General features: G+C 64.4%; 16 protein-coding genes. 10 read left to right on the forward strand and 6 right to left on the reverse strand.

Features of this window, described 5'->3' with window-relative positions:
• Positions 1–45: 45 nt before the first annotated feature.
• Genes HJY11_RS05440 through HJY11_RS05475 form a run of 8 tightly spaced genes read left to right on the forward strand, consistent with a single transcriptional unit; the run spans position 46 to position 6,963 of the window.
• Complete coding sequence (locus HJY11_RS05440) at positions 46–2,208, forward strand: phage tail protein (protein WP_208074977.1); 2,163 nt, start codon at positions 46–48, stop codon at positions 2,206–2,208.
• Positions 2,205–3,050: a phage distal tail protein gene (locus tag HJY11_RS05445; protein ID WP_208074978.1), complete on the forward strand. Its 846-nt coding sequence runs from the start codon at positions 2,205–2,207 to the stop codon at positions 3,048–3,050. Before HJY11_RS05440 ends, HJY11_RS05445 begins: the two co-directional genes overlap by 4 nt.
• A 3-nt stretch (positions 3,051–3,053) precedes the next feature.
• The gene (locus HJY11_RS05450) at positions 3,054–4,085 is read left to right on the forward strand and encodes a siphovirus ReqiPepy6 Gp37-like family protein (RefSeq protein WP_208074979.1); all 1,032 of its coding nucleotides are present in this window, start codon (positions 3,054–3,056) and stop codon (positions 4,083–4,085) included.
• A 16-nt stretch (positions 4,086–4,101) separates the two neighbouring features.
• A complete protein-coding gene (locus HJY11_RS05455) occupies positions 4,102–5,634 on the forward strand; it encodes a hypothetical protein (RefSeq protein ID WP_208074980.1) in 1,533 nt (510 codons plus the stop codon).
• Positions 5,635–5,646: 12 nt separating this feature from the next.
• Positions 5,647–5,931, forward strand: a complete 285-nt coding sequence (locus tag HJY11_RS05460; RefSeq protein ID WP_208074981.1) for a hypothetical protein — start codon at positions 5,647–5,649, stop codon at positions 5,929–5,931.
• Entirely contained in the window at positions 5,931–6,164 is a 234-nt protein-coding gene (locus tag HJY11_RS05465) for a hypothetical protein (protein WP_208074982.1), read from the forward strand. The genes HJY11_RS05460 and HJY11_RS05465 overlap by 1 nt, the downstream gene beginning before the upstream one ends.
• Before the next feature lie 13 nt (positions 6,165–6,177).
• On the forward strand, positions 6,178–6,372 hold the full coding sequence (locus HJY11_RS05470) for a hypothetical protein (RefSeq protein WP_243764278.1): 195 nt from the start codon (positions 6,178–6,180) through the stop codon (positions 6,370–6,372).
• A gap of 3 nt (positions 6,373–6,375) precedes the next feature.
• Positions 6,376–6,963, forward strand: a complete 588-nt coding sequence (locus HJY11_RS05475) for a M23 family metallopeptidase (RefSeq protein ID WP_208074983.1) — start codon at positions 6,376–6,378, stop codon at positions 6,961–6,963.
• 80 nt (positions 6,964–7,043) lie between these two features.
• Here the strand turns inward: HJY11_RS05475 and HJY11_RS05480 are convergent, their stop codons facing one another.
• Complete coding sequence (locus HJY11_RS05480) at positions 7,044–8,495, reverse strand: TrkH family potassium uptake protein (RefSeq protein WP_208074984.1); 1,452 nt, start codon at positions 8,493–8,495, stop codon at positions 7,044–7,046.
• A gap of 15 nt (positions 8,496–8,510) precedes the next feature.
• Positions 8,511–9,872 carry a Trk system potassium transporter TrkA gene (trkA, locus tag HJY11_RS05485; protein ID WP_208074985.1) on the reverse strand — a complete coding sequence of 454 codons (1,362 nt, stop codon included), beginning with the start codon at positions 9,870–9,872 and terminating at the stop codon, positions 8,511–8,513.
• Positions 9,873–10,132: 260 nt separating this feature from the next.
• On the opposite strand from trkA, the gene HJY11_RS05490 reads away from it, so the two are divergent.
• Positions 10,133–10,423 (forward strand): hypothetical protein, encoded by a 291-nt coding sequence (locus HJY11_RS05490; RefSeq protein ID WP_208074986.1) that lies wholly within the window; start codon positions 10,133–10,135, stop codon positions 10,421–10,423.
• A 250-nt stretch (positions 10,424–10,673) separates the two neighbouring features.
• Positions 10,674–10,934, forward strand: a complete 261-nt coding sequence (locus tag HJY11_RS05495) for a zinc ribbon domain-containing protein (protein ID WP_208074987.1) — start codon at positions 10,674–10,676, stop codon at positions 10,932–10,934.
• Positions 10,935–10,992: 58 nt separating this feature from the next.
• On the opposite strand, the gene HJY11_RS05500 is transcribed toward HJY11_RS05495, so the two are convergent.
• From HJY11_RS05500 to HJY11_RS05515, 4 genes are read right to left on the reverse strand one after another with little or no spacing between them, the layout of a single operon-like run.
• Positions 10,993–12,105: an ECF transporter S component gene (locus HJY11_RS05500; protein WP_208074988.1), complete on the reverse strand. Its 1,113-nt coding sequence runs from the start codon at positions 12,103–12,105 to the stop codon at positions 10,993–10,995.
• Complete coding sequence (locus tag HJY11_RS05505; protein ID WP_208074989.1) at positions 12,024–13,727, reverse strand: ABC transporter ATP-binding protein; 1,704 nt, start codon at positions 13,725–13,727, stop codon at positions 12,024–12,026. The genes HJY11_RS05500 and HJY11_RS05505 overlap by 82 nt, the downstream gene beginning before the upstream one ends.
• Positions 13,700–14,599, reverse strand: a complete 900-nt coding sequence (locus HJY11_RS05510; RefSeq protein WP_208074990.1) for an energy-coupling factor transporter transmembrane component T family protein — start codon at positions 14,597–14,599, stop codon at positions 13,700–13,702. The genes HJY11_RS05505 and HJY11_RS05510 overlap by 28 nt, the downstream gene beginning before the upstream one ends.
• Positions 14,596–15,933: a DUF4430 domain-containing protein gene (locus HJY11_RS05515; RefSeq protein ID WP_208074991.1), complete on the reverse strand. Its 1,338-nt coding sequence runs from the start codon at positions 15,931–15,933 to the stop codon at positions 14,596–14,598. The genes HJY11_RS05510 and HJY11_RS05515 overlap by 4 nt, the downstream gene beginning before the upstream one ends.
• Between the last annotated feature and the right edge of the window lie 41 nt (positions 15,934–15,974).

Below are 15,974 nucleotides of genomic sequence, written 5' to 3' on the forward strand. Positions count from 1 at the left end.
TCGTTGGCCGCCCGCCCTTTTTAAAGAGAGAAAGGAGGAGAGGAATTGGCAAGTGATTGGAGCGCAGACGTTCAGATCAGCGAGAGCGAGACCTTTGCGGCGAAGATGGCGTTTTTGAATAAGCAGCTCAAGATGTTTTCCTCCGTGCTGGCTGAAAATGCGGCTTCCATGGGGAAAAATGCGGCTTCGGTACAGGACCTGCTGGTGAAAAAGCAGATGCTGCGCAATTCGATCGCGGTGGAGCAGACGGCGCAGGAGGCCCTGCGGGAGGAGTATCAGCGGCAGACAAAGAAGCTGGAAGAGCAAAAAAAGAAATACTCGGAACTCTCGGCGGCGGTTGCCGCCGGCTCTGACGAGAGCGCCGCCGCCGTCAACAGGGCGGAAGAGGCCTACTGGAAACAGAGCGCCGCGGTGTCGGCGCTGCGAGATCAGCTGTATGGCGTTTCGACCAACATTGAGAAGATGTCCGCCGAAGCGGCGCAGGTGGAAGGGCAGACAACCGGGCTGGGGGCCTTTCAAACCGCCATCCGCCACGTTGCCGACCAGGCGAGAAACGGCGAGACGACCCTCGGCAAGTTTGTCGTTGGGGCCAAGAACATCTCCGCGGGGCTAAAGGTGGCGGGGAAGGCGGTCTCGGGGATCGCGGGCGCCGTGGGGGGCGCCTTCCAGGGAATTGCCGGGGTGTCGAAAAAATTTGCCGAAAACTTTATGGATGCGGAGGTGATCGCGGAGCTAAACGGGAAAAAGCAGGAGCTGTTTCGCGTTTTGGGCGATCAGGCCGCGCCCATTGCCGAGGTGTTTTCGTCCAGCATGGACGCGGCCAAACCTGCAATCAGCCAGGCGATCAACGGGCTTTTTTCGGGCAACGAGGTGAGCGGCGACGCGTTGACGAGCTCTCTGACAGGGATGTTTGACAGGATGGCGGGGGGCTTGACCCAACAGCTGCCGACCTTTTTAAACGGTTTATCGGGAGCGCTGACCAGCCTCCTGTCGGCTTTGGCGACCGTTCTCCCCAACCTGACACAGACCCTTCTGCCAGCGGTCATGACGGCGCTGGTGGACCTTGTCAGTGCGCTGATCGGGCAGCTGCCCACCCTCCTGCCGGCGCTGTTAAACGCGGGGCTACAACTGTTTTTGGGGCTGATACAGGGGCTCAACCAGGTGGTTCCCCTGCTCATGGAACAACTCCCCTTGATCATTGCCAATATGAGCACGGTCTTGCTTGAAAACATTCCGCTGATCATCTCGGCGGGAATTCAGCTGCTGACGGGATTGGTGGCGGGAATCGCCCAGTCTGTCCCCCTGCTCGTGGGGGAGATTTTGCTGCTGATACCGACGGTGGTGGCCTCCTTGATTGCCAACTTGCCGGCGCTTGTCATGGCGGGGATGCAGATTCTGCTGGGACTGATCGCGGGAATTGTGCAGACGATTCCCGTCTTGGTCGAACAGGTCATAGCGCTTATCCCCGTCTTTGTGGAGACTTTGATGCAGAATCTGCCGGCCATCATCTCTGCGGGATTGGAAATTCTTTTGAGCTTGGTGGCGGGCATTGTACAGGCCCTTCCAATGCTGATCAATTCGGTTATGGCCATGATCCCCATGATCGTGAAACTGATTATGGACAACCTGCCCCAGATCATCCAGGCGGGGATACAGATCCTGATCGCTGTGGCGAGTGGGCTGGTGCAGGCCATTCCGCAGTTGGTGGGCAAGCTCCCGGAAATCATCGGAAAGATCATCAGCGCCTTCGCCAACACCGACTGGTTGCAGGTGGGCGCCGACCTGATCAAGGGAATCGGGAAAGGGCTTGCCAATGCGGGGGGAATTCTCTGGGACATGGCCAAAGAGGCCTGCGCCAATGTGCTCAAAAAGATCAAGGGCTTTTTCGGCATCCACTCCCCGTCCAAAGTGTTCCGGGACCAGGTGGGAATGAACCTGGCCAAGGGGCTGGGCATCGGCTTTTTGGGGGAGATGGGCCGGGTGGGTGAGCAGATGAAAAACGCCATCCCCACCCGGTTCGGCGGAATCGCGCTGGAGGGGGGAATCTCCCCCGGTGCGCTGGCCGCTGCCTCTGCCGGGGCGGCCGGCGGGGTGGTTCTCAACCAGACGGTGAACAATTACAGCCCCAAGGCCCTTTCGCCGGCGGAGACGGCGCGGCTCAACCGCAATGCGATGCGCCAGATGGTGATGGGGGTGAAATTCGCTTGATTACACAGAAGAAAATTACCTGTGAAAACAGTAGGGGGGAGAAAATCTCCTTTGGGTATTTTCTCCCCTTCTGGCTCAAAGACGCCACCGGGCTGACCTCGGCCGCCTATGAGGTGAGCACCCAGCGGCAGGACGGAATGGACGGGGAGAGCTGGCAGAGCAGCTGCGCCCAGAAGAGAAACATCGTCATCACCGCGGCGATCAAAGGGGAGTACGCGGCCCAGAGGGAGCGGCTTTTCGGCTTCTTTCAGCCCCGGGAGAGGGGCACCCTCTTCTACTGGGAACAGGGGGGCCGGGAGAAGGCCATCGACTACCAGGTGGAGGGCGTGGAGTTTGCGCTGCAGGGAAAGACCAGGGACGTGAGCATCTCCCTGATCTGCCCCTACCCGCTGTTTCGCGCGCCGGAGCGGTCGGTGGTGAAGATGGCCTATTGGGAACCGCTGGTGCGCTTCCCCTTTGTGTACGGCACCCCTGTCATGACCGCCCGGCGGATCGCGGAGCGGATCGTGGAGGTGCAAAACGACCAGAATGTGGCCTGCGGCCTGACCATCACCTTTGCGGCCCGGGGGCCGGTCCGAAACCCCTCCCTCGCCGAGTTGGGCAGCGGGGGGAAGTTGGCCCTCGAGCTGGAGATGGCAGAGGGGGACACGGCGGTGGTGACAACCGGGCGCGGCCAGAAGCGGACGCTGCTCAACGGGGTTTCCCACCCGGAGATCTGGCCCCTGGCAAACGACTGGATTCAGCTGTACCCGGGGAAAAACACCTATCAGTACGGCGCGAAACAGGGGGTGGAACACCTGGACGTGAAGCTGGAGTACACCCTGGAATACTGGGGGGCTTGAGAGATGGAACTGTATGTGTACCCGCCCATCGGCCAAGGGCTGGCGTGGCAGGGGGTGATCGACCAATTCGGCTCCCTGCGCTGGCGCCGGAAGTACACCGAGCCGGGGGAGTTTCAACTGCATCTCCCCGCCAGCAGAGAGAATGTCGCCCTCCTTCGGCCGGGGGCCCGGCTGCAGCGGCTGGACTGCCGGGAACAGGGGGAGATTTCGGGGATCAAGCTGGAGGGGGAGGAGATGTCGGTGACCGGCCGCATGCTCTCCGCCCGGCTGGACCACCACATTCAACCGCTGTTCACCTGTTCCTGCAGTGCGGCCGAGGCCATGCGCAAGGCGGTGGCGGCAGGGGGGATAAAGGCGCTGGCAGACGCCTCTGTCAGGGGCGGGGGAGCGGAGGAGACCATTGAGCTGCAGGCGCGGTTTAAGAGCGATTTGCAGATCGTCTCCGCCCTGGCAAAGGCCTACAACCTGGGCTTTTATCTGGAGGTGCTGGGCGACGGCGCCCTTCAGCTGGCCATCTATCAGGGGGTCGTTCGGACATTGGAGCAGACGGAGAATGCCCAGGTGATCTTCAGCGACCTGTACGACAACCTGCTCGCCCCGGTCTACACCTATTCGGCCACCGGCTACAAAAACGTGGCCCTGGTGGCCGGGGAGGAGGATGAAAACGGCGAGCGGATGGTGGCAGAGGTGGACCAGAGCGGCGGGGGCGAGAGGCGGATGCTCTACGTCGACGCCGGCAGTTTGCGGCGGGAGGAGCGCACAGAGGAAGCGTACCGGGCGCTCTTGCGCCAGGAGGGGCTGCAGAAGCTGGCGGAGAACCAGGTGGCGGAAAATTTCGACTCCTCCATCCTGCCCGCTGCCCCCTTTGTGTACGGGGAGGACTGGGCGCTGGGCGATGTGGTGAGCGTCTGCGATTCCCGGTGGGGAATCCGGCTGGACGCCCGGGTCACCGAGATAGAAGAGGTCTTTGAGGGCGGGGTGCGCCAGGTGATCCCGGTGCTGGGCAACCCCCTGCCAGAGACGTTGCAGTTGTAAAAGGAGGGATTTGCAGATGGCGGAACAATACGGGTATTTTAACGGGCTGGCCTACGACGAGGACTTTCCGGCCCAGCGGATCGCGGCTCTGGTGCCAAACGGGGTCTACCAAAACGGGTCGCAGGTGCTGGCCGACGGGTCGATGAAACTGCAGGTGACGCCGGGACGGGCCTGGATCAACGGGTATTTTTACCGCAGCGACAAGGCGGTCGAGGTCGCCGTGCCCACGGCGCACCCCTCGCTGCCCCGCAAGGACGCGGTGGTGCTGCGGTGGAATCTGCCGGAAAAGGTGATGGGGGTGCAGGTGGTCGAGGGGACGCCGGCCAACAACCCGCAGCCCCCTGCCCTGCGCCGGGACAGCCAGGTGTACGACCTGCAGCTGGCGCTGGTGAAGGTGGAGACAGGGGCGATTGCCCTGACCCAGTCGGCGGTACAGGACACCCGGACGGACAGGGCAGTCTGCGGGTACACCCAGGGCTTTGACCAGATGGATTTCAGCCAGCTGATGGCGCAACTGGATGCCTGGGCGGAGGAGTACCGCAGCGGCAAGAACGAGGAGTTTCAGGGCTGGTTTGACACCATCAAGAACCAGCTGACAGACAACGTGGCGGGGTCTCTGCAGGCGCAGATCAACCAGATCGCCGAGAGCAAAGGGCAGCCCGGGGGCATTGCCGGGCAGGACGATCTGCAGGCGCTGGCGGACAGCCGGGGACAGGCGGGCGGAATCGCCACCCTGGACGGCGCGGGAAAGCTGGCGCAGATGCCGACGGCCGGCGATGTGGGGGCCGACGCGGCCGGCAGTGCGGCGGCGGTGCAGTCGGCGCTGGGCAGCCACACCGGCAACCGGCAAAACCCCCACGGGGTGACGGCGGCCCAGGTGGGGGCATCCCCCTCGGGACACACCCACACAGCGGCCCAAGTGGGGGCGGTGCCCCTGTCGGGCGGAAACGCCAGTATCTCTGGTGGATTGACCGCTGGGGGGATTGTACGTGCTCACTATTTTTGTGCCAGCAACAGCCAGGGACTGCGCTATCAAAAGGACGCGGCTACCCAGACCGAGATCATCTACGGGAAAGACGGGAACACCTATCTGCCAAACCAGAATGTCTACGCCACCTACCAGATGTTTCAGAACAACGGGAAACCGGTGGGGGATTACGAGGTGGGCAGTTGGACGCCGAACTGCGCGCAGCTCAACATCTCATCTAAGAGCGGGCGCTATGTTAGGGTAGGTAAACTGGTGTATGTACAATTTGAAATTTGTATCTCTAGTAAAAACACCAGTGGCGTTGAATTGGATCTATACGGCCTTCCTTTTATGAGCGACTCAATTGGCATTGGCAACTTGTTCTACACAAATGTGTGCTTTTATGCAAATGGTGTTACAAGTAATCCATCTCCTTCGGTTTTCCCTGGTTGTTATGCTAGTAATACTCATTTTAAATTGATGGGGTTCTGGGACGGTCGTCCTTGGACACTGAGTTCCCATGAAGTCTCGGGCAGTGGAGGAGCTCTCATTTCTGGTGGCTTTGTCTACCGAATTGCTTAGGAGGAAAGAAAGATGGAACAGATCTATATTGCAGGGCAGATGGTTGATTTGCAGGATGAGCGGCTGTCGTTTCGGCTGGACTCGGTCGACCGGGACGGCTGTCAGATCAAAGCGCAGCTGACGGTGGACTTGGGAGGGGTTTCGTACACCATTCCCGAAAGCCACAGCGAGGCGCTGAAAAACTCGGAGGAGGGGCGGCTGCGGCTGATGAGCTATCCCAAGCAGGTGCGGGATTGGCTGATCCCCAACGTCTGGGGAGAGGCGCCTACCGTCAGCGAAAACAGAGGGGGGCAGTGATGTCGACCTGTCCCAACGAGTACTGCAGCGAGCGCTTTTCGAGGCTGGAGGGGCGGGTGGACCAAAAGAGCCAGGAACTGGACCACCACGCGGTGCAGCTCGCCCGCCTCGAGGAGAAGTTCGACAGTTTGACCCACTCCCTACAGGGGCTGACCAAGGCGCTTTGGGGGATGAGCGGGGCCATTGTCTCGGTCCTGCTGGGCTTTTTTATCTGGTATGTCCAGACGCTTTGAAGGAGGAGTGCAAGTGGAAGTGCAGGTGAAGGAAAAATTGGCGCGGCTCATCGATGTCAAGAGCATCATCACCCTGATGGTGATGGGGGTCTTCTGCGCGCTGTCGGCGGCGGGGAGGATCGACATCCAGAGCTTTATGACGGTGGCCACAGCGGTAATCACCTTCTATTTCGCAAAACAGCCGTCCGGCGGCAAGAAGGGGGAGTGAGAGATGGCACAGAGACTGATCCAGCCCCTCAACCGGGCGCGGGTGACCGCGTCTTACAAGTGGGGCGGCGCCTATCAGCGGGAATTTGGGGCCCCGCACTACGGGCAGGACATGACCGGCGGCCCCATCGTCTACGCCCAGGGCGAGGGCAGGGTGGCCTTTGCCGGCTGGGACAACGTCTGCGGCTATGTGGTGGGGATCGTCTATGATGACTGCGTCAACCACTTTGACGGCGGGCACCGCCCCCTAGTGGGGCGGTACTACCACATGGCGGACGTGCGGGTGCAAGAGGGGCAGCGGGTCAATAAGGACACCCGTATCGGCACCGTGGGAAACACCGGGAAATTGACCACCGGCCCCCACCTGCATGTCGAGTTTGACACCGACACCCGCTACCCGGCCTACACCCCCACCCTGACAGGGCATTCCAATTTGCTCAAAAGGGGGTTGTGGGGGGCAAGGGACACCACGGTGGACCCCATGCGGGTGACCCACTGCAAGGCATCCGGCCCCGACTGGCAGGCCATTGCCGCCGGCTACGGCCGGGACTGGGTCGACCCGCGGGACGCGCAGATCCCCGAGATCCAGTAGCGGCAAGGCTTTACAGAGAGGGAGAGGCCCGACCGGATTGCCGGTCGGGCCTCTCCCTTTGGTGTGGAGAAGCGGCGCGCTCACCCCTGCCGCCGATAGGTGGCGGGGCGCAGGAGGATGAGCATGGGGAAAATCTCCAGCCGGCCCAAGAGCATGTCCAGGCTGAGGACAATCTTTGAGAGGTCGGAGTAGGTGGAGTAGTTGTGGATGGGCCCCACGATGTCGAGCCCGGGGCCGATGTTGTTGAAACAGGAGAGGACGGCGCTCAAGTTGGTCACCAGGCTGAAGTTGTCCAGGGAGACAATCAGCAGGGAGGCGATGGCAATCAGGCAGTAGGCCGACATGTAGGTGTTGATCCCGTCGAGCACCGAGCGGCTGACCGGGCGGCCGTTGAGCTTGACGGTCTCCACGCTGTTGGGGTGCAGCAGCTTGCGAAAGCCCGCCTTCATGTTTTTGAGGATGAGGAGCAGGCGGATGGTCTTGACGCCGCCGCCGGTGGAGCCGGCGCAGGCCCCGGCAATCATCAGCACCAGGAGGAGAACCCGGGAGAGTTCCGGCCAGAGGTCGAAGTTGGAGATGACAAAGCCGGTGGTGGTCATGATGCTGCTGGTGTGGAAGGTGGCCTCGTGGATGCTCATTCCCACCGAGCCCATCTGGGGGTAGATGTTGCAGGCGATGACCGCCGAGACGCAGAGCATGATGGCGAAGTAGAGCCGCACCTCCTCGTCCTTGATGGCGGCGCGCCAGTTGCGAAAGAGGAGGTAATAGACGCTGAAGTTGACCCCGAAGAGGGACATAAAGACGGTGCAGACACCCTGCAGGTAGAGGGAGTAGCCGGCCATGCTGTCGTTTTTGATGCCGAATCCCCCGGTGCCGGCGGTGCCGAAGGCGGTGCAGAGGCTGTCGAAGAGGGGCATCCCCCCCGCCAGCAGGAAGAGGACGCAGATGACCGTCAGCCCGACGTAGAGGAGGTAGAGGATTTTGGCGGTCTGGCGCATCTTGGGCACCAGCTTTCCCACCGAGGGGCCGGGGCTCTCGGCGCGCATCAGGTGCAGGGTGAAGCCCTGCCCCTTTTGCCCGGGGGCGACGGCCAGCAGGAAGACCAGCATCCCCATGCCGCCCAGCCAATGGGTGAAGCTGCGCCAGAAGAGCAGCCCCTTGCTCATGGCCTCCACATCGGTGAGAATGGAGGCGCCGGTGGTGGTGAAGCCGGATACCGTCTCAAAAAAGCAGTCCACCAGGCTGGGGATCTCCCCGCTGAAGTAGAAGGGGAGGCTGCCCAGAAAGGACATGACCACCCAGGCCAGGGCCACCAGCACAAATCCCTCTTTGGCGTAGAAGGTGGGGCCGGACTTTCGCCCTGCCCGCCGCAGGGAAAGCCCCAGCGCCACGAGGATGCCGACCGTCAGGAGGAGGGCGCGGCGGGCGGCCTCCTCCCCCAGGGAGGCGGAGATGGCCGCCGGGGGGACGAGGAAGGCCGCTTCCAGCAGCAGGAGATTGCCCAGATAGCGGCTGATGATTGCGCAGTTCATAGCTTCCTCCCCTGTCTATCCCGCGAAGATGTCGCCCAGGTCCCGGATGGTCTGCTCGGCGGTGGTGACGACGATGACGGTGTCCCCCAGGCGGATGCAGTCGGAGCCCTGGGGAATGATGGTCTTTCCCCCGCGCAGGATGCAGGAGAGGAGGATGTTGGGCTTGATGGGCACCTGGGCCAGGGGTTCGTCCAGGTGGCGGGTGGCGGAGGTGGCCACAAATTCCAGCGCCTCTGCCTTCCCCTCGACGATGTAGTGCAGGGTCTGCACCGCGCCGCCGGTGGTGTTTTCCATGGCGCGCACATAGCGGGCGATGTCGGTGCAGCAGAGGTCTTTGGGGCTGATGACCGTGTCGATGCCCAGGTCGGAAAAGGTGTCCACATACTCGGCCCGGTTGATCTTGGTGATGCTTTTGGGGACCCCCACGTGGGTGGCGTACATCGAGATGATGAGGTTTTCCTCGTCCATGTCGGTGAGGGTGACCACCGCGTCGGTAGAGGCGATCCCCTCGGCCCGCAGGATGTCCTGACGGCTGCCGTCGGCGTTGATGATGGTGGCCTTGGGCAGCAGGGCGGCCAGCTCTTCACAGCGGGCGATGTCCTGCTCGATGATCTTGACGGCGATGCCGCTGGAGAGGAGGCGGCGCGCCAGGTAGTAGGCGATGCGGCTGCCGCCGACGATGAGGGCGCTGCGGGTGCGCTCGGCGGTGAGCCCCAGGTTTTTGAGCAGGCTCACCAGGTCCTTGCTGTCGGCGGTGACCGAGATCTTGTCCCCCTCTTCGAGGGTGAAGGCGCCGGAGGGGATGTAGACCATCCCCCGCCGCTCCACGGCGCAGACCAGCACCTTGACCCGGATGAGCTTGTAGAGCTGGGAGAGGGGCTTGCCCCGCAGGGGGGAGTCGGCGCTGATTTTCAGCTCTACGATCTCCACCCGACCCTTGGCGAAGCGGTCGCGCTTGAGGAAGGAGGGAAACTGGAGCAGGTGGTCGATCTCCCGGGCGGCGGCCATCTCGGGGTTGATGGTCATGGAGAGGCCCAGCTCGTCCTTGAGGAAGTTGAGCTGGCCGGCGTATTCGGGGCTGCGCACCCGGGCGATGGTGTGGACGTTGGCCATTTTATTGGCCACCATGCAGCACAGGAGGTTGATCTCATCGCTGCTGGTGGCGGCGATGAGGAGGTCGGCGGTGTCGATGCCCGCCTCCTCCAGCACCGACTTGCAGGCGCCGTTGCCCTGTACCACCATCACGTCGTAGGTCTGCAAACTCTCTTCCAGCACCCGGGGATCGCGGTCGATGACCACTACGTCGTGCCCGGCGCGGGACAGGCGGGCGGTGAGGGCCAGACCGACCTTGCCGTCGCCGACAATGACGATTTTCATTTCAACACCTCTCCTCTTTCGGGAAAAGAAAACATTTGTCGCGATGGATATATCTTAACACGTTATTAACAAGAAGGCGAATGAAATTAACGAAATCTTTATATAAATCCCGCCCTGATTTTTTGTCGAAAAGGGAGAAAAACAAAAGGGCGAGCAGGGGGAGAGGGCTACCGGGAACGGCGAAAATCTGCTATACTGTCTGGCAGGAGATCGCGGGGGAAGGGATCGGCCGCCCCCGGGGAAAAGGGAGGAAACGAGCGGTGGAAGAGCGGGTGCTGGAAGTCCCCAACCTGGACTACTTTGAGAGCGGAAACGACTACGTGGGCAGCCACAGGGGGTTTAACTACCGGATCTGGCCCCAGGCGGGCCGGCTGCTGGCCGAGACCTGGTACGGGTATTTCTGCCGGGCCAAGAGCGCGGTGGAGGGAGAGCAGTCCTTCCCCCTTGATGAGGAGGGGCGCGCCGCCTTAGAGGACTGGCTGAAGGAGGCCGACGCCGCCTTTGCGGGGAAGAGAGAGGCGGGGGAGCTGGAGGAAAAGCTGCGCATTTAAGTGAGGGACCGCCTGCGGGTGGTTTGAGAGAACGGGAAGGCGGGCCGCCGGCAGTTGTGCCGGCGGCCCGCTCTTGATTGTGCGGGGGAGGTGGGAAGTTCCCGACTGGCCGGGGCGCTTGGGGCGAGGTAGGCGGCAGCGAGGGAGAAAAAGAGGGACGATTTTTTATTGTGGACAGACTGTTGTCAGCTTTTTTGCGGTAGGATGGGAGCGGCAAAGGGGAAAACCCTTTGAGAGAGGAGTGGGTCAAATGAGCGAAGAGTACTGCCAGTCCTGCGGGATGCCGCTGGGCGAAGGCGGAGAGATGCGGGGGAGCGAGGCCGACGGCAGCCCCAGCTGTGACTACTGCAAATACTGTTACGAAAAGGGCCGGTTTCTGGCCGACTGCACCATGGAGGAGATGATCGACTTCTGTGTCCCCCTCATGGCCCAGTCGGGGGTGGACGCCGGCCAGGCCAGGCGGCAGATGGAGGCGGTTTTCCCCCAGCTAAAGCGCTGGAAGCGGGATTGAGCCAAAAAAGGGAGCCCCGGGACAGATCGTCTGTCCCGGGGCTCCCCTTTGTGCCGGTTTAGCGGTAGAAGCCGTATTTGACCTTGATGCGCTCCAGCTTTTGGATGAGAGAGGGGCCGAAGAGGAAGAGGAAGAGGGCGGTCCCCGCCCCGTGGAGGGCGTCGTAGGGGACGCCGGAGAGGTAGAGGAGCTCCAGGGAGGGGAGGGTGAGCCCCATGCCCGAGGCGGGAAGGGCGCTGGCCATCACCAGGGCGGCGGCGTTCATAATCCCCCCGTAGACCACAAAGGTGGTGAGAAAGCCGAAGGAGGCGAGGGTGAGTCCGTCCAGCGGCAGCCGCTTGCGCTGGGCGGCCAGGCCGCAGAGGAGGCCCAGGGCGCCAAAGGCGTAGAGCCGCCAGCCGAGAAAGCCGCCCCCGCCGTCCCAGCGCTCGGCCAGGAGGGCCAGGGGGACGGCCAGTCCCAGGCAGAGGAGGGCGGCGAGGAGGGGGCGGGCGTCCCTCGCCCGCCGCCACTGCCAAAGGCCCAAACCCAGGGCGGCGGCGACGGCGGTGAGGGCCGCTGCCAGCAGCGCCGGGCGGATGCCGGAGAGGGGGCCCGCGCCCAGCAGGCGGACCGCCAGGGCCGCCGCCACCGAGAGGAGGGTGCAGGCCACCGGCCCCTGCACCAGCTGGAACCGGCGGGCGTTGGTGCGGTTGGCCGCGGCGCGGTTGAAGACCAGTCCCGCCAAAAAGCCCAGCAGCCCCCAGCTAAACATCTGCCAGGGGGTCCAGGGCCCCTGCATGGAAAAGAGGTTGGCGCAGAGCCGGGCCAGGGCGCCGGTGAGAAACCCCGCCTCGGGACCAAAGGCGATGCCGGCGATGAGGACCAGGGCGGTGCCCGGCTGCAGGGGGCCCGCCAGGTAGCCCAGCAGGTTGCCGCAGACGGCCAGGGCCGCCATCATGGCGATCATCACGATCTCCCGCGCCTTGGGCCGCCGCTTTTCGTAGACGAGGAAGAAGGGCAGGGAGGTGTAAAAGACGATCAGCAAACTGACCAGGAGGTAGCGCTGGTCGTCCAGCAGGGCAGCCCCCGCAAAGATGGTGAGGGGGATCAGCAGAAAGATGATGGCGGCGGAGAGGAGGGTGCGCCGCCTTCTGGCCCGGAGCTGTTGTTGGTCAAATTCATTGCGCACAGTGAGATCACATCCTGACAGGTGACGGCCTCTGCAAACAGGTGGCGGGACATCCGGTTGGCGGAGGTGGTGTAGAAGCTGTTGCCGCCGAAAAAGCGGCGGGGCGGGTCCTGCGAGGCGATGGAGCCGTCGAAGAAGAGGGCGCAGGTGTCCCCGTATTCGGCGCAGAACTCGATGTCGTGGGAGACCATGAAGAGGGTGAGCCCTTGGGCCAGCAGCGATTTGAGCAGCTTGGCCAGGGAGGCCTTGAAGAAGGGGTCGAGGCCCTTGGTGGGCTCGTCCAGCAGCAGGATTTGGGGGCGGCGCAGGAGGATCTTGCCCAGGGCCAGGCGCTGTTGTTCCCCCCCGCTCAAGTCGTAGGGGTGGGCGGCGCGCCGGCCGGTCAGTTCCAGCAGGGAGAGCATCTCCTCCACCGCCTCCCGGCGGGCGCGATCGGTGCCGGGGAGGTCTGCCAGGGCGTCAAAGAGCTCCTCCTCGGCGCTCAATTCGGTAAAGAGGGCCTGGGGATTCTGGGGCAGCACCCCCAGGGCCAGACCGTCGGCCACCCTGACCCGGCCGCGGAGCGGCTTGAGCAGCCCGGCAATCAGCTTGAGGGCGGTGCTCTTGCCCGCCCCGTTGCCCCCCAACAGGCAGTACCACTCCCCCCGGCGCACCGTCAGGGAGAGCCCCCGCACCACCTCGTCCTCCCCCCGCCGGTAGCGAAACCAGACGTTTTCCAGGGTGAGGGCGGGTTCCGCCGGGGGGAGGACAGCCTCTTTTTTGGGCAGGGCGGGCTGGGCGACCCCCTGGGGAAAGAGGCCGCTCAGCCAGAGCCGCCCCTCCCGCACGGTGACGGGGCAGGGCCCCTGGTGCTGCACCCCGGCGCAGATGCGCACCGCCGCCGGCAGTCCCAGGTACATGGGGTGCGCCTTTCCGGCCCGGCTCAACTGGGCGCTCACGGCCTGGGGGGTGTCGAAGGCGGCGATCCGCCCCCCCTCCATCACCATCACCCGGTCGGCCAGGGGAAAGGCCTCTTCCAGCCGGTGCTCGGAGAGAAAAACGGTGGTGCCCAGTTCCCGGTTGATCTTGGCGAGGGTGGCGAGAAACTCCGAGGCGGCGATGGGGTCGAGCTGGGAGGTGGGCTCGTCGAGCACCAGCACCTGCGGCTGCATGGCCATCACCGCGGCCAGGTTCAGCAGCTGCTTTTGCCCGCCGGAGAGGGCGTAGACATCCCGGTGAAACCAGTCCTGAATGCCGAAAAAATGGGCCATCTCCGCCACCCGGCGGCGGATGTCGGGGGTGGGCAGCCCCAGGTTTTCCAGCCCGAAGGCCAGTTCGTGCCACACCTTGTCGGTCACCAGCTGGGCGTCGGGGTCCTGCTGTACAAAGCCGATGGCGCAGGCGGCGGTGCGGGGGTCGAGCCGGTCGATGGGGGTGCCGCGGTAGAGGACCTCCCCCCGGCGGTCGCCGTAGGGGGCCATGCTGGCCTTGAGGTGGCGCAGCAGGGTGGATTTGCCGCAGCCCGAGCGGCCGCAGAGGACGACGAAGGAGGCGGGGGAGAGGGCGAAGCTCACCTCCCGCAGGGCGTCCTCCTCCCGGTCGGGATAGCAAAAGCTCAATCGGTCACAGCGGATTTCTTCCATTGGCGCTCTCCTTTCCAGTCGATCAGGGGGGGCAGAAAAAGCAGCGCCCCGTAGGCGGCGGCAGAACAGAGAAAGAGGGGGGTTGCGGGGGGGAAGACAACTCTGGGGTAGAAGGCCATCTCCCAGGCGCCGCTGAAGATGCCGGCGCAGGCCATGGCGAAGAGCCCCCCGATCAGCCCCAGCAGGACGCCGTCCTCCCGGGTGAAGCGGAAGGTGTGAAAGCTGGTTCGCCCTTTGAGGCCGTAGCCGCGGGCCTCCATCGAGTCGGAGGTGGCGATGGCCGCCTCCAGCGACCAGGAGAGGAGGATGGACAGTTCCCGCCCAAAGACCTGCAGCCGGGCCAGAGGGCCGCCCTGCCCCCCTCTGCCCAGGCAGCGCTGTCCCATGGACACCTCTGCAAACCGGGCCTTGAGCAGGGGGACAAAGCGGAGACAGATGGAGAGGGTGAGGGCGAGGGAGGGGGAGACCCGCCCGAAGAGGTAGACGATCTTGTCGGAGCGAAAGAGGGGCCCCATGCAGGAAAACCAGAGGAGAATGCCCCCCATCAGCACACCGGTGGCCAGCCCGTAGAGAAAGGCCTCGGCAGTCATGGGGTTGTCGGCCAGGTAGAAGAGGACGGTGGCCCCCCGGTGGTTGAAGAGGGGGTTGACCAGCGCCGTCAGCGCCACCGCCGGCAGGAGAAAGAGGAGGGCCAGCCGCAGGGCGGCCGCCCCCCGCTGGGAGAGGGCGTAGAGGAGGGCCGAGCAGAAGGTCAGCCCCAGCAGCAGCGGGTGGAGGGAGAAGACCGAGGCGACAAGCAGGGCGGCAAAGTAGGAAAAGGTGACCAGGGGGTGGCAGCGGGCAAAGCTGCTCTCCCGCGGGGGGGCCCTCATCTGCCCCCCACGTCCTTGCCGAAGTCGCAGGTGTAGCACCAGACCAGGGTGTCCCCGTCTTTGAGGGGGTACTGGCTGCACCCGTAGTTGGGGAAGACGCCGTTCACCTTGTACATCCACCCGCTGCCGCTGCCCACCTGCTTTTCGTAGAGGTGGCCGATCCCCTCGATATAGGCGCTGCCGTAGCCCGATTGGCTCTGAAACTCCATCTGGATGCGGTGGCTGCGGGTCACCCGCTTGAGCACCTCAAAGGCGCTCTCCCCCTCCTGAATCTCCACCTCGGTGGGGGGGAGGATGACCCCGTTTTGGGGGATGTAGGGGCGCAGGTTGTCGTCCAACTGGTCCCACCTGTCCAGCAGGGTGGTGCAGACGATGGAGACGGTGACGGTGGAGGCCTGGGGGGAGCTGGCGCTGCTCTCCCCGGACGAAGCGCCCTGCGGCGAGCTGGCGGAATGGCCGGCGCTGCCGGAGCCCGACGGGGCGGCGGGGGCGTTGGAACCGCCGCCCCCGGGGGCTGTCGAGGGGGCGGAGGACTGCGCCTCCTCCCCGCTGGGCTGATCGGGGGTCTCCGCCCCCTCTGCGGGGAGGAGGACCCAGCTCCCCCCCTCGCTCACAGAAAAGGAGAGGGTTTCCCCCTCTGTCTCCACCGGGCCGGCGTACTCCAGCGCGCCGCCGGTGTAGCGGTAGAGGGCGGCGTAGGCCGTCTCCCCCCCCGTTTTCAGGGAGAGATCGGCCCGCACCGGCAGGGCCCCGTTGTGGCAGAAAGCGAGGACAAGGGCGGGAGCGGGAGTCCCTTCCCCCTGCGCCGCCAGCAGCTGGGCGATCTCGTCGCCCTCCGACCCGCCGGAGACCACCTGCAAGTTGACGGGGGCCGCCGTTTCCAGCTGGTCGCAGGGGAGAGACCAGGTCAGCTCCCCCACCCCCTCGACGGCGAGGGAGCGGGTCAGGGGCGCGCCGCTCCCGGCGGCGGCCTGCAGTTCCTGCGAGGCCAGGCAGTTTTGGTTGGCGCCCCCGGCAAAGCGGGCGCGCTCTTCCGCCAGGGCCTGGGCGGCGGCCGCCCGCTCCTCCTCGGTGGCGCTGTCGCTCTGGTCCAGGGCCTGGGCGCGCTCCACCTGGCGGCGCAGAGCGCCCAGGGCGTTCCAGGAGTATTCCCCGGCGGCGTTCCCCTTCCGGGCGCTGTCCAGCAGGGTCTGGGCGGCCTCGATCTGCGCTCCCAGCTCCCCGCCGCGCCCGGCCGGTTCGATGGTGGTCAACTTGTAAATCCCCGCCGCGGCGAGGAGGGCAAAAATGCCCACAACGGCCCAGAGGCGGGCCCTTTTCTTCCAGGTGCTCATCGGCGTCTCCCCCTTGGTTGGTTCCGTGCGCGCAAAGGGCG

The organism is Bittarella massiliensis (ex Durand et al. 2017) (assembly GCF_017566145.1).
GTDB lineage: Bacteria > Bacillota > Clostridia > Oscillospirales > Ruminococcaceae > Bittarella > Bittarella massiliensis_A.